This is a genomic window from Pantoea sp. SGAir0183, from assembly GCF_043545505.1.
Genome location: NZ_CP028053.1, coordinates 2,712,147 through 2,725,579 on the forward strand (window position 1 = coordinate 2,712,147; position 13,433 = coordinate 2,725,579).

Consider the following 13,433-nt stretch of genomic DNA (forward strand, 5'->3'; position numbering starts at 1 on the left):
CCTTGAAGGAGAAAAATTAAAAGTCCGCCAGCTCGGGGATCGTCTTGCCCGTGCGCAGTGCCAGAAAATCGAGCAGGCGACGCGGCGTGACATTTAACACGCGATCCTCCGGAAAATCCACTTCTCTGGCGATACGCAGGCAGTGCTCAAAATTGCCCAGGGTAAATGCCGTATGGGAATCAGAGCCGACGGCTTCGGCAATCGCCCGGCACGCTGCCATAATGGATACTTTATTGATATCGCATTGCGTTTAACAACGTAGTGCTGGCCACTGCCGTTTCTTACAGCGCAATGTTAATGGTAACTTGATACAACGATAAGTCTGAAATCAGCCTCCTACAGCAAAAGCCCTCTCTTTTTTCACTCCTTATGCTCTCCTCTCGCTTTTCCAAGGTAATAAGCAGCAATAAAGCCTGCCAGAACTGAGCCTGCAAAGCCGCACAGTTTTAACGTCAGACTTTCAAAAAGGTACAGTGAAGTGAGGGCCAAAAAACTCATGATCACGGTTATCGTACCTTCAATAAGATGTACAGAGAGTTTTCCTGCCCAATTCACACATTTCATTATTTATCCTATAGCGTGTTTGCCAGTATTCACTCATTGAACCCATACAGGGCTTTAGCAGGTTATGAATTCATATCAATTAATATGTTGTGCTGAAGTGTTTTTACATTATACGGAGGGTTGAGGCGACTTCTTTGATAAGGGCCATACTGACAGCGAAACTGATGCCATCATACAACGATGCGTTGTATACGTAACACATGTGAGCATTCTTCGTGATTGCTAGTGTCAGAGACGCAACAAATTTGCTATTCCCCTCCCGCCTGAAAACTTGCACAAGCTAACTGATTGCGGAGAGGTTCTTTAACCTGCTCATCAGGTTTATTGCCTAACCCATAAAAGCCAAAGTAAGCAGGTAAGATTTACCGGAATGTTGGTGTATTCCTAAACCAACATTCCTTGATGAGGACGAACTAAAAGTCCGCCAGCTCGGGGATCGTCTTGCCCGTGCGCAGTGCCAGAAAATCGAGCAGGCGACGCGGCGTGACATTTAACACGCGATCCTCCGGAAAATCCACTTCTCTGGCGATACGCAGGCAGTGCTCAAAATTGCCCAGGGTAAACGCCGTATGGGAATCAGAGCCGAAGGCCAGCCGTCCACCCGCCTTGCCGACGGCTTCGGCAATCGCCCGGCAGTTCGGTTCGCTGCCCGGACGCGAATGGGTAAAGGAGGAATTGTTCAGCTCCAGCGCCACATCGTAGTGTGCGGCCGCTTCGGTAATCGCCGGGATATCAACGGGATATTTCGGGTTGCCGGGATGGCTGATGATGTGCACTAACCCTCCCGCCATGGCGGCAATCATCGCCTCGGTATTCTGAGTAAGGTCGCGCGGTGCATAGACGGGTTCGTGGAAGCCCGCCACAATCAGATCCAGCGATTCCAGCATCGGGCCGGAACAGTCGATTTCGCCCTGCTGGTTTTTGATGTTGGCCTCGATGCCGCGCAGGATCGCCACACCGTCAATGATGCGGGGCCAGATACGCATATTCACAAAGTGCCAGTAGTGCGGTGCATCGGCCATATCCGGGCCGTGATCGGTGATGGCAAACAGTTTCAGGCCGTTCAGTTTAGCCTGCGCGACATAATCATGTAGCGTGCTGTAGGCATGGGTGCTGGCAACCGTGTGCATGTGAAGATCGACGGGATACATTGTCTGCTCCTGTAGGGGCCGGTTACGGCCCGAATCGTTAATAGCCACGTTGGCGATCGACGTAGCCCTGTGGGTTTTCACCTGCTTCAAGTTGAGTAATCGCGCGGGCAATGTAGTCCATCGCTTCCTCTTTCAGGGTGACCGCCGCATTATGCGGAGTAATTGTGACGCGCGGATGGAACCACAACGGATGATCGGCAGGCAGTGGCTCGACCTGGAAAACATCCAGTGCGGCGCCCTTTATTTGCCCGCTATCCAGGGCGGTGAGCAAATCGGCTTCCACAACCTGATCCCCACGAGCGAGGTTAAGGAAAAACGCGCCCTGCGGCAACTGGGCTAACAGTTTCTGATCAATCAGATTGCGCGTTTCTGCGGTGCTGGGCAGCAGATTGATCAGTACCTGAGTGTCACGCAGGAAATCGTCCAGCGCGTCGCGCCCGGCGAAGCTGGTCACACCGGCAATCTGCTTGGCTGAACGGCTCCAGACGCGCACCGGGAATCCCCAGGCCGCCAGGCTTTTCGCCACCTGTTGCCCCAGCACGCCCGCGCCTAAAATCCCGATATGAAACTGGTCACGCGAATACGACGGCAGCGGTTGCCACTGGGCCGACTGCTGCTGCTGTTGGTAATCATCAAAGCGCCGAAACCAGCCCAGCACCCGACAGACCGCGTACTCCTGCATCTGTTGCGCCATGCCTGTGTCTTCCAGACGATAAAGGGGAACACTGTCTGCCAGCATGTCCGGGTTTTGCTGCAGCTGACGCAAAATTTCGTCTACGCCCGCCCCCAGCGCAAATACCCCTTTCAGGTCATTGCGGCCCCGCAGCATGGCCGGTGGCGGCGAACGGACCAGCGCATAATCTGCCGGGGACGTATCGTCGGTCGTCCAGTGACGGACACGTGCATGAGGTAAGCGCTGCTGTAATCCGCTGATCCAGTCGTCAGCAGGTTGCGATGGATGAAACCAGATGATGTCCATAGTGATCCTCTTTTTTTCTCAGCCTCGGGGAAAAGTGGTCTCAGGGCAAGCGGAGCCTGAAAAAAAAGCACAAAATTTCGCAGGCTATGATCATCAATAAGTTACGCGGCTTCACATTTCCGCGGGACGAAAGGGTGAAAATTGCGGTTAAGGTCTAAAGTTGGAGAGTGGTCAATGCGTGACACATGATCACATTTCGGACAAGGAGAAACACCGATGAGAAACACTGAGGTAACAACGACTAAACGGTCTCAACGTCATGCGCCCGTTTTGCTTGGCGTGTTGTTAAGTGCGACCGTTTTCAGCACCTGGGCAGCCGAGGATTCCCGATTACTGACCAGTCAACCCCAGCCGCCCGATGTCCGTTTAGGACCGTTGTTCAATGCCGTACAACAGGCAAAATTTTACCCTGACCAAAAGACGTTTGCAGATGCCGTGCCTAAATATGATCCGTCCTCCATTCTGGCCGACTGGCAGATGCAGAAGAATCAGCGCGGTTTTGATTTAAAGCGCTTCGTCGCCGCGAATTTCACCCTGCCCACCGACAGTGACAAATATGTGCCGCCTGCGGGCCAGAACCTTCGTGACCATATTAACGGCCTGTGGCCGGTGTTAACGCGGACGACAAGTAACACAGGAAAATATGACTCGTTGCTGCCGTTGCCCAAACCCTATGTGGTGCCAGGCGGGCGTTTCCGTGAGGTTTACTACTGGGACAGCTACTTTACCATGCTCGGCCTGGCGGAAAGCGGCCACTGGGATAAAGTGCAGGATATGGTGGACAACTTCGCCTCGCTGCTGGATCGCTATGGCCACATTCCCAACGGCAACCGCACTTACTATCTGAGTCGCTCGCAGCCGCCATTCTTTAGCCTGATGGTGGATCTGCTGGCGACGCATGAAGGCGATAACGTCTATGTGCGTTATTTGCCGCAGTTACAAAAAGAGTACGATTACTGGATGGCGGACAGCGACAGCGTCGCCGCAGGTAATGCCAGCAAGCGGGTGGTCAAACTGGCCGACGGGACAGTGCTGAACCGCTACTGGGACGCACGCGACGTGCCGCGTACCGAATCATGGATGGACGACATTGCAACGGCGAACAAAGCGCCACAGCGCAACAAAGCAGAGATATATCGCGATCTGCGCGCCGGTGCGGCATCGGGCTGGGATTTCAGCTCACGCTGGTTTACCGATGCGCATAACCTTTCGACCATCCGCACCACGCAACTGGCCCCGGTCGATCTCAACAGCCTGATGTTCCATCTGGAAAAAACGCTCTCGACGGCGTATCGCCTGAATAAACAGGATGCGCAGGCTAAAGCCTTTGCCGATCGGGCTGAAAAACGTCAAGCGGCGATTAACCGCTATCTGTGGAACAGCAAACAGGGCTGGTACGCCGACTACGACTGGAAAACGCGTAAGATTCATCCGCAGCTAACGGCTGCTACGCTGTTTCCGCTCTATATGCAGATTGCCAGTGACAAACAGGCTGACAGCACCGCCAGCGCGGTGGAAAAACAGCTGCTGAAACCGGGCGGTCTGGTGACCACCACAGTGAACAACGGCCAGCAATGGGACGCTCCCAACGGCTGGGCACCGCTGCAGTGGGTGGCCGTTGAAGGGCTGGAGCACTATAAAAAGCCGCAGCTGGCGCAGCAGGTGGGCCTGCGTTTCCTGCGTAACGTTCAGCTGACGTACGATAAAGAGCATAAGCTGGTCGAAAAATACGTGGTCGAAGGCAACAATCTTGGCGGCGGCGGCGGTGGTGAATATCCGCTTCAGGACGGTTTTGGCTGGACGAACGGGGTCACGTTAAAATTGCTGGATAAATATTGTCCGAAAGATAAAACCTGTAACAGCGCCCACGATATTCCCGAGGCGCAAAGCAGCGCGAAATAAAGCGAACAGGCGAGAGATCGCGTTAACATAAAAAAGGCCCGCTGCGAGGCGGGCCTTTTTTGGTTATCTGCGTACGTTAACTGCGTACTTTGCGGTAGATAAACAGCACAATAAGCGCGCCGATAACCGCGATAACGAAGCTACCGAAGTTGAATCCATCCACAGTTCCATAACCTAAGCGGGTACTGATCCATCCACCGACAACGGCACCCACGATACCCAGAATAATAGTAATGATGAATCCACCACCATCTTTGCCTGGCATGATCCACTTCGCCAGGATACCAGCGATTAAACCAAAGATGATCCATGAAATAATACCCATCTGTTACTCCTTCCTTTTGGTTAGTCAATGGCGATCGCCTGATTAATCAAGCGGTTCACGCGCTTAGTATAGTCGCAATTTTTAAAAATGCTGCGCGTGAAGGTTATGATAGTGGTTATTGTGTTAAAGCTTTATTATTGTCAGCCGATAACGAACGGGTAGTAACAGGATAAATACAAATGATAAAGCGTTGCTCATCGGGGGCCAGCAAGTGAAAGAAGCCGATAAAGAACATTATCTCAAACGTGGCACGCTGGCGGTTCTGGGCGTCATGAAAGACCTGCTTCAGGCGCAAACACCTTTGCTGGTGAATTTCTCACGTGGGCAGTTTATCAGCCGTATGCTGGCGGCGGATGAAAACCGCATTGTTTTTGATCTGGGCAGTAATAATCTGGATAACGACTACGCACTGCAGTGCAACGATATTACCGTGTTTGCCGAAACCCAGGGCGCGAAGGTTGAATTTGCCTTACCCGGGCTGGAGAAAACGGAATTCGACGGCCTGCCTGCATTTCAGGCAACGTTACCGGAGGTGCTGTGGCAAATTCAGCGGCGTGAATTCTTCCGCATCAGCGCACCGATGGACCCGCAGTTCTGGTGTCACTGCACATGGCCTGACGGCTCGGCTGCCCGACTGCGATTACAGGATTTATCGTTAGGCGGTATCGGCGTGCTGGTGGACGACGCGATGCCGGACGGCCTGAAAAGCGGCGACGATTTTAAAAATCTGCAGGTGGAACTGGGTGAATACGGTCAGTTCAACGTCAATGCGACGTTAATGCATATTGGTGAACGCAGCATGATTACCAGTAAAAATGAAACCAAAGTTACGCCGCGGCTGAGCTTCCGTTTTACGGCACTAGAACCCCATCAGGAACGGCAGTTGCAGCAGGTGATTTTTAGCCTGGAGCGGCTGGCGCGCGACAAAGCGCAACGCTTCCAGTAACCTCCGCTCTTTTTCCGCGCCGCACATCCGCGGCGCATCCAGGCTATGCTTTCCTTGCTTTCTCGTTTAACCGGAACCAGCAAGGAGACACTCCCCAATGGAAAACTGGCTCAGTTTGCGTCATTTTCAGTCCATTCTTTTTAATCAAACGCTGTGGATCAACAGCGCCATCGTCATCATTGCCACCCTCGTTATTTACTGGTTGCTGCGCAGCCTGATCAGTTTCGTGTCCAACCGCATTGCGCACTTCAGCGAAGACCGCCACGTCCGCTTTACCGGCATCCTGGTGGAAATACTGCGCAGCACCAGCCACCTGCTGCTGCTGATTTTTTCGCTGCTGATTGCCCTGCGTTTCATCGATTTGCCCGACTCGTGGCGCTCGACGGTTTCTCACAGCTGGTTCCTGGCGCTGATTGTGCAACTGGCGTTGTGGATCGACTGCGGCATTCGCCTGTGGTTAAAAAGCCTGCTGCGCGATCCGCTTCACGTGCGCAATCCGGTGACCACCGTCATTCTGGGGATTCTGTTGCGGGTCGTGGTGTGGGTCATGATGCTGCTGGCGATTCTGTCGAATATGGGCATCGACATCACGGCGCTGGTAGCCAGCCTGGGCGTGGGCGGTATTGCCATCGCCCTGGCGATTCAGACCGTCCTGAGTGATGTGTTTGCTTCCCTGGCGATTGGCTTTGATAAGCCTTTTGAGCACGGCGATTTTATCGTATTTGGCGATATTGCCGGCACTATTGAGCATATAGGCCTGAAAACCACGCGGCTGCGTAGCCTGAGCGGTGAGCAGATCGTCTGTTCCAATACCATTTTGTTGCAGCAGACAATTCATAACTACAAGCGGATGCAGCAACGTCGTCTGGTGTTTACATTCGGTATCAGCTACGCCACGCCGTCTGAGCAGGTGCGAGAAATCAGCGAACTGGTGAAAACCATCATTCAGGGTATTGAAATGACGCGCTTTGACCGCGCCCATTTTCTGGCCTTCGATGACTCGAAGCTGACCTTTGAAGTGGTCTACTTTGTGCTGAGCGCCGACTACAACGTCTATATGGATATTCAGCAGGAGATTAACCTGCAACTGATGGCGGCGCTGGAAGAACGCAATATTCGCTTTGCCTTTCCGATCCGTCAGGTCGAATTCAGCGGCGGAAGTTTACCGCCGGTCGATCTTAAACCGGTGCCGGACGATGAAGAGACTGTCCCGCAACGCGTCAGTCGTTAACCTCGCTGTACTGAGGGCTGGCTGTTACAGTCTGGCCCTCATTTTCCGTTCATTGTGGCTGATAGCGACAGCGGGTCACCGCGTTTTTCCAGCCCTGATAGTTATCCTGCATGTGCTGCGCCAGATGGGTTCGGGGCATGATGATCGGCCCGCCCTGCAAGGCCAGCATATCGTCGCCCTGCTGCCACCATCCCAGCCCTTTTCCTGCCAGCAGTGCCGCCCCCAGCGCAGAGGCTTCGGCGGTCGGCGCGCAGTGCAGCGGACGTTGCAATACGTCGGCCTGAAACTGCATCAGCCAGGGGTTTTGCGTGGCGCTGCCGTCAACGCACAAGGCCGGAAGCGCTGTGCCGCAGGCCTCTTCCATGGCAAAAAACACGTCAGCAATCTGCCAGCAGATGGATTCCAGCGCCACCCGCGCCAGTACGGCGGGCGTGGCCGCATCGGTCAGGCCGCAGATCAGGCCTCTGGCCTTGAGATCCCACCACGGCGCCCCCAGCCCCGACAGCGCCGGAACAAAATAGCAGCCCTGATTATCATCACAGCCTTCAGCCAGTGCCGTAAGTTGCCGGGGATCGTGAATGCCCAGCATCGTCCCCAGCCAGGCGGCCCCGGACCCGGTGTGCGTGATATTACCTTCAAAGGCAAAGCGCGCCTGGCCGTCGTGCCAGGCAACGGTGGTGCTGAGCCCGTTATCGGTCAGCAGCGGCGTGGCCATCGACATCATCAGCGATGATCCAGTGCCGTAAGTGGCTTTGACCACTTCCGCCGTGCCGCGTCGCTGAGCATAAAGCGCGGCATGAGAATCGCCGATGCGCGCCAGGATCGGTGTGCCGGGTGCGAGTCCCGGTATATCGCTCACGCATATCATGCCTGCCACGCTCGCCGACGCGACAATCTGTGGCAGCGCCGCACGCGGCAGGCTGAACAGTGACAGCAGTTCATCGTCCCAGTCATTGCGGTGCAGGCTGTAAAGCTGCGTGCGCGCGGCATTGGCATGATCGGTCACAAATGTCGTGCCCGCCGTCAGTTGCCAGGTCAGCCAGCTGTCCACGGTGCCGATGCACAGTTCCCCCGCCGCTGCCCGGGCGAAACCGTCCGGTATGGCTGCCAGCATACCGGTCAGTTTGGCGGCCGGGAACATCGGATCGACCGCCAGGCCCGTCAGAGCGCTGATGCGCGCGGCGCTGCCCGACTGCTGTAAATCCCGGCAAAACGATTCGGAACGGCGATCCTGCCAGCTCACCAGCGGCGTTAACGGCACGCCATCACGGCGCTGCCAGATCAGTACGGATTCGCGCTGGTTACTGATAGCCACCGCTGCCACGCTTGCTCCGTCGCACTGCGCCAGGCAGTCGATGATGGCCTGCCTGACAGCTGACCATATCGCCTGGGGATCCTGTTCTGCCAGGCCGGGTTGCGGATGTTGTAACGTTAAACCCTGACTGCCGCGCGCCACCATGCGTCCCTTTCGATCGACGGCTACCGCTTTGGCATTGGTGGTGCCTTCATCAATGGCCAGAATCACCGACTCCCGCATCGTCAGCCTCCTGCACAGAGGCGTAACGCCTGCGCGGCGATGCTGCTGGCATCAATGCCATGGTGCGCGCGCGTGGCGGGCCGATCGCCGGCTATGGCATATTCGCCGTTGGCAATCCCCAGCCGCAGAAGCTTAACCGGCAAGCCGTGTTCCGCCAGCACCTCCGCCACCAGGCTGCCTACGCCACCATTAATGTTATGCTCTTCCACCGTGATCACGGCGCGGAAGTGGCTGAGCAGATTGTGCAACTGCTGCGTATTACAGGGGCGAATGGACGGAACCGAAATCACGGCGGCAGAAACGCCCTGCTTTTCCAGTTGCTCTGCGGCGGTCACGGCTTCATGTACCGTCGAGCCCATGGCAACAAGCGCAATATCGTGGCCTTCTCGCAGCCGGTCAATCTGACCGGGCCGGAAGCGGTAATTTTCGTCGTGCAACGACGGCAGCGCTTTGCCGTCCAGCCGGATATAAACCGGCCCCCTGTGGTCAAGCGCATAGTCGATAATTTGGCGGCACTCGACTGGACAGGCGGGCGCATAAATTTCGATATTGCCGAATCCACGCATGACGGCGATGTCATCGATGCTGTGATGGGTGCTGGCAAGCGGACCATAGCTGGCACCGGCATTCAGTCCAAACAGCTTCACGTTAGTGTTGTTGTAGCAGACATCGATTTTGATCTGCTCATTTGCGCGCGAAATCAGAAAGGGCGCGGCGTTACAGGTCACGGCGATTTTGCCGCCCAGCGCCAGGCCAGCGGCTGTGCTGACCAGCGCCTGTTCAGCAATACCGACGTTAACCAGACGACCGGGAAAGGCGTCAATAAAGGGCGCAATCTTCGCCGTGGAGGTCGAATCCGCCACGACCGGCACCACATCGATGCCGCGATGTACGGCATCTGTTAACGCGTCGACCATGACGTTGGCCAGGTGTTGTGCATTACTCATCGTTTAATTCCTCCAGTGCCCGCGCAATCTCGTCCCCTTTCGGCACCCGATGGTGCCATTCGGCTTGTCCCTGAATAAACGAGATGCCAAAGCCCTTTTCGGTGTGCGCGATAATGACCTGTGGCTTACCGTTCACAGGCAGGTTTTCCAGCGTATTCACCACTGCGGCCATGTCATTGCCGTTGCATTCCCTGACCTCCAGACCAAAGGCGCGCCATTTTTCTGCCAGTGGATCGGTATTGAGAATGTCACGCGTTGCACCCGCCAGTTGCAGCTTGTTCTTGTCGTTTATGATGATGAGGTTATCCAGGCCATAGTGCGCGGCTACCAGCGCGGCTTCCCAGTTGCTGCCTTCTGCCAGCTCACCGTCGCCGGTCACCACAAACACACGGCGCGGGCTGTGGTTCTTTTTCGCCGCCAGCGCAATGCCCACCGCCACGGGCAATCCGTGACCCAGCGCACCGGTGTTGAGTTCAACGCCCGGAGTTTTCTGCCGTACAGGATGGCCCGGCAACGCAGAATCGGCATGTTGATAGGTAGGCAGCCAGTCCAGCGGGAAATAGCCGGCTTCCGCCAGCACGCAATAGTATCCTCCCACAGCATGACCTTTTGACTGGATATAGATATCACGTTGATCGTCTTCCGTTCGATCCGGTGCACAATTCAGAATGCGAAAATAGAGCGCGGTCAGAATCTCAACCTGTGACAGGTCGGCACCGGTATGCCCGCCTGCCGGACTGCCCGCGTTAAGCTGGATGATGCGGCGGCGTACGGCCCGGGCCTTTTTTTCGAGCGCATCCACAGAAAGCGTAAATGGATTCATATTTCACCTTTGAATTTTAAGTCGAACTTGAATATATATTCAGAGAGGGTACAACTCTCCCTTCTTCCGCCGTGATGACAGCAATAACCTACCCTTTCATCGCCTGCTATTACGCGCAGAAACACAACAGCCTTAACAATTATGAATATATATTCAATAATGATTTTATATTCATAGTTACTATGCGCCTGACGAACGACGGCGTCTATGCACGAAGTGATAAAAAGCGAAAACGATCACAAATTGCCCTGGATTGTGCTTTTCACGTCAGTGGTTAACAATGGCGGGCAGAATACGAGAGGAAAAACAGATGGCGAAGCAGGACGAACAGCGGCTCATGGTGAAAATTGCCACGCTCTACTATGTCGAAGGCAGGAAGCAATCCGATATTGCGCAGTTACTTAAGCTGTCCCAGTCGTTTGTTTCACGCATCCTGACCCGCAGTGTGAAAGAAGGCGTGGTGAAAATTAGCGTGGTTCCCCCCGCCAACGTTTTTCCTGAACTGGAAAAAGCGATCGAGCAAACCTATCAGTTACCTCAGGCCATCGTAGTGGATGTGGCAGAACAGGCTTCTGTCAGCGAAATTAAACAGGCGATTGGATCGGCGGCGGCTCACTATCTGGAGACGCGACTGCGTCCCGATGAGCTGATCGGCATCTCTTCCTGGAGCGGCACCATTCGCTGTATGGTCGATGCGTTGCATCCGCTGAATGCCTCATGCAAAGGGGTGATTCAGCTCCTGGGCGGCGTGGGGGCGAACGGCAACGTGCAGGCGACTATCCTGACGCAAAACCTGGCCGCCCTGCTGAACTGTCCGGCCTGGCTGCTGCCTTCGCAGTCGATTGAACATTCGGTGAGCGACCGTCAGCGGCTGGCGGCCAATCCGGAGGTGGCCGAGGTGCTGAATAAGTTCGGCGAAGTAGACCTGGCGATTGTCGGCATCGGCGACCTGGAGCCGTCCGCCCTGTTGCGCAACTCCGGTAACTATTACGATGCAACCATGTTGCGCACGCTGGCAGCGCGCGGTGCGGTCGGCGATATCTGTCTGCATTATTTTGACGAACAGGGCCAGCCCGTGCTGCAGGCCGACGAAGATCCGGTGATTGGTATGGAGCTGGAACAGGTCAGACAGTGTCCGCAGGTGGTGGCGCTGGCGGGTGGCAAAGAGAAGGCCCAGGCGATTCGCGGAGCCCTGCGCGGCGGTTATGTCAATGTGCTGATCGTCGATTATCCGACGGCCCGGCTGCTGGTGGGTTAAGTGTTTTCTCCTCACCTTCTGTCAGGTGAGGAGAAAAAACGCGACTCAGCTGATAGCCCGGTAGGCCGTGGTGACTTTCCATAAGTAACGCGGTGCCTGAGCAGCCGGATGCTTGTTCTGCACGTGCTGGTAGAATTCGTCCGGCGTCATGGCGTTAATCATGGCAATCGCGCGGTCACGATCGCGCGAGAACGTGCGAAGCAATGCCCCGGCACCGTTAGCGTAAGAAACAATCGTGGCATAACGCAGCGTGAGTGGATCGCGGATGCCGGACAGCGCAGACTGCTGGAGGATTTTGATATAGGCGGTGCCGATCTCAATATTCCTGGCGGGATCGCGTAACTCAGCGGTGGTCGGTTGACCCCGGCGCCCCTGGGTACGGTACACTTCACGTCCGGCCGTTGCCGCTTTGATTTGCATCAACCCGACAGCATTCGAACGGCTGACCACGCCCGGATTTCCTCCGGATTCCACATTAATAATCGCGCTAATCAGTTTCTCATCCACCCCGTACTGGCTGGCCGCGCTTTCGGTAAAGAGTGACCATGTGCCCGAAATACGCGACGGCGGTGCCTGCGTCAGCGGTGTATTCTTCTCTTTAACATACGTATGCGGCGGTTCACTGGCACAGCCTGTCAGCAATAATGCTGAAATGACAAAGTAGCGAATTTTAAGCAATTTTTTATCTCGTCGCAGAAGTGGCGGAAGCTATCATACCTGGCAGGGTAAATTGCAAAATTACCGTTTATCCTAATTACAGTAGTCGGATGACTTATTGGCACTTTTTCGTCATTATCGTGACGTCTGTCACTGACTAATTTCAGGAATTTACTATGACGTCACGTTCAATCCGTCTTATCGCCCCTTCAGGTTATTGCCACAATCAGCCTGCAGCCCATCTGGGGGTTGAACGCCTGCGCGCAGCGGGGCACCAGGTTGAAAATACGGGGGCAATCGCACGGCGTTTTCAACGTTTTGCCGGTACGGATTCGGAACGCTTAGACGATATCAATGCGCTGGCCGATCTGGCGACCTTACCTGATATTGTGCTGGCAGTGCGCGGCGGCTACGGTGCCACGCGCCTGCTGCCCTCAATCAACTATGCCGCGTTACAGCGCCGCTTAGCGGACCAGCCGCTGGCACTGTGTGGCCACAGCGACTTCACCGTGATTCAACTGGCCTTACTGCAACACGCCGGAATAATCAGCTTCAGTGGGCCAATGCTGGCGGGCAACTTTGGCGCTGCGGTTTTATCCGAATTTACCCTGCAGCACTTTTGGCAGGCGCTGACATCACCTACAGTCAGTGTGAACTGGAAAAGTGACACGCCCGATAACGGTACCTGGCACGGTACGTTATGGGGAGGAAACCTGGCGATGATCAGCTCGCTTATCGGTACGCCGTGGATGCCGGCCATCACAGACGGCATTCTGGTGATTGAGGATGTGAATGAGCATCCGTTCCGGATTGAACGTATGCTGCTGCAGCTCCACCAGTGTGGGATTCTGGCGCAGCAACGAGCGATTATCACCGGCAGTTTCACCAGCACCGCCTTGTCCGACTACGATAACGGGTTTGACTTCGCCACGGTCTGGCAGTACCTCCGCGATCTGAGCGGTCTGCCCGTTATCAGCGATCTGGATTTCGGTCACGGCCCTGACACCGTGACCCTGCCGTTGGGTGCCAGGGCGACCTTAGCGGTACATCAGGGACAGGTCAGTTTACAGGCAAGCGGGCATCCCGTATTGCGCACATAACTGGAGTTGCAGG

At 55.4% G+C, this 13,433-nt stretch carries 13 protein-coding genes and 1 pseudogene; 5 read left to right on the forward strand and 9 right to left on the reverse strand.

The genetic code is table 11. The features are described from left to right. Positions 1-16: 16 nt before the first annotated feature. The 4 genes and pseudogenes from C1N59_RS12575 to ghrA all read right to left on the reverse strand — a co-directional run. A pseudogene (locus C1N59_RS12575) lies at positions 17-211 on the reverse strand (histidinol-phosphatase); the annotation flags it as partial. 149 nt (positions 212-360) lie between these two features. Further along, a complete protein-coding gene (locus C1N59_RS12580; RefSeq protein ID WP_152998346.1) occupies positions 361-564 on the reverse strand; it encodes a hypothetical protein in 204 nt (67 codons plus the stop codon). Between the two features lie 413 nt (positions 565-977). Further along, on the reverse strand, positions 978-1,715 hold the full coding sequence (locus C1N59_RS12585) for a phosphatase (protein ID WP_006119703.1): 738 nt from the start codon (positions 1,713-1,715) through the stop codon (positions 978-980). Positions 1,716-1,752: 37 nt separating this feature from the next. Then, positions 1,753-2,694, reverse strand: coding sequence for a glyoxylate/hydroxypyruvate reductase GhrA (ghrA, locus tag C1N59_RS12590; RefSeq protein ID WP_324028562.1), 942 nt, complete (start codon positions 2,692-2,694; stop codon positions 1,753-1,755). A gap of 216 nt (positions 2,695-2,910) precedes the next feature. On the opposite strand from ghrA, the gene treA reads away from it, so the two are divergent. Next, positions 2,911-4,596: an alpha,alpha-trehalase TreA gene (treA, locus tag C1N59_RS12595; protein ID WP_394549655.1), complete on the forward strand. Its 1,686-nt coding sequence runs from the start codon at positions 2,911-2,913 to the stop codon at positions 4,594-4,596. Between the two features lie 76 nt (positions 4,597-4,672). On the opposite strand, the gene C1N59_RS12600 is transcribed toward treA, so the two are convergent. Further along, entirely contained in the window at positions 4,673-4,921 is a 249-nt protein-coding gene (locus tag C1N59_RS12600; RefSeq protein ID WP_367143151.1) for a GlsB/YeaQ/YmgE family stress response membrane protein, read from the reverse strand. Positions 4,922-5,132: 211 nt separating this feature from the next. Between C1N59_RS12600 and C1N59_RS12605 the strand changes: the two genes are divergently transcribed. Next, positions 5,133-5,867 carry a flagellar brake protein gene (locus C1N59_RS12605; protein ID WP_006119706.1) on the forward strand — a complete coding sequence of 245 codons (735 nt, stop codon included), beginning with the start codon at positions 5,133-5,135 and terminating at the stop codon, positions 5,865-5,867. A gap of 97 nt (positions 5,868-5,964) precedes the next feature. Beyond that, positions 5,965-7,098 carry a mechanosensitive ion channel family protein gene (locus C1N59_RS12610; RefSeq protein ID WP_110267667.1) on the forward strand — a complete coding sequence of 378 codons (1,134 nt, stop codon included), beginning with the start codon at positions 5,965-5,967 and terminating at the stop codon, positions 7,096-7,098. A gap of 49 nt (positions 7,099-7,147) precedes the next feature. On the opposite strand, the gene C1N59_RS12615 is transcribed toward C1N59_RS12610, so the two are convergent. Genes C1N59_RS12615 through C1N59_RS12625 form a run of 3 tightly spaced genes read right to left on the reverse strand, consistent with a single transcriptional unit; the run spans position 7,148 to position 10,405 of the window. Further along, on the reverse strand, positions 7,148-8,635 hold the full coding sequence (locus C1N59_RS12615; protein ID WP_394549656.1) for an FGGY family carbohydrate kinase: 1,488 nt from the start codon (positions 8,633-8,635) through the stop codon (positions 7,148-7,150). 2 nt (positions 8,636-8,637) lie between these two features. Continuing rightward, positions 8,638-9,582 (reverse strand): transketolase family protein, encoded by a 945-nt coding sequence (locus C1N59_RS12620; protein WP_033737517.1) that lies wholly within the window; start codon positions 9,580-9,582, stop codon positions 8,638-8,640. Beyond that, positions 9,575-10,405 (reverse strand): transketolase, encoded by an 831-nt coding sequence (locus C1N59_RS12625; protein WP_394549658.1) that lies wholly within the window; start codon positions 10,403-10,405, stop codon positions 9,575-9,577. The genes C1N59_RS12620 and C1N59_RS12625 overlap by 8 nt, the downstream gene beginning before the upstream one ends. A gap of 310 nt (positions 10,406-10,715) precedes the next feature. On the opposite strand from C1N59_RS12625, the gene C1N59_RS12630 reads away from it, so the two are divergent. Beyond that, positions 10,716-11,663 carry a sugar-binding transcriptional regulator gene (locus C1N59_RS12630; protein WP_033737518.1) on the forward strand — a complete coding sequence of 316 codons (948 nt, stop codon included), beginning with the start codon at positions 10,716-10,718 and terminating at the stop codon, positions 11,661-11,663. Positions 11,664-11,708: 45 nt separating this feature from the next. Here C1N59_RS12630 and emtA read toward each other — a convergent pair whose 3' ends face one another. After that, positions 11,709-12,341 carry a membrane-bound lytic murein transglycosylase EmtA gene (gene emtA / locus C1N59_RS12635; protein WP_006119712.1) on the reverse strand — a complete coding sequence of 211 codons (633 nt, stop codon included), beginning with the start codon at positions 12,339-12,341 and terminating at the stop codon, positions 11,709-11,711. Positions 12,342-12,496: 155 nt separating this feature from the next. On the opposite strand from emtA, the gene ldcA reads away from it, so the two are divergent. Beyond that, positions 12,497-13,420 (forward strand): muramoyltetrapeptide carboxypeptidase, encoded by a 924-nt coding sequence (gene ldcA / locus C1N59_RS12640; RefSeq protein ID WP_006119713.1) that lies wholly within the window; start codon positions 12,497-12,499, stop codon positions 13,418-13,420. The last annotated feature ends 13 nt before the right edge of the window (positions 13,421-13,433 follow it).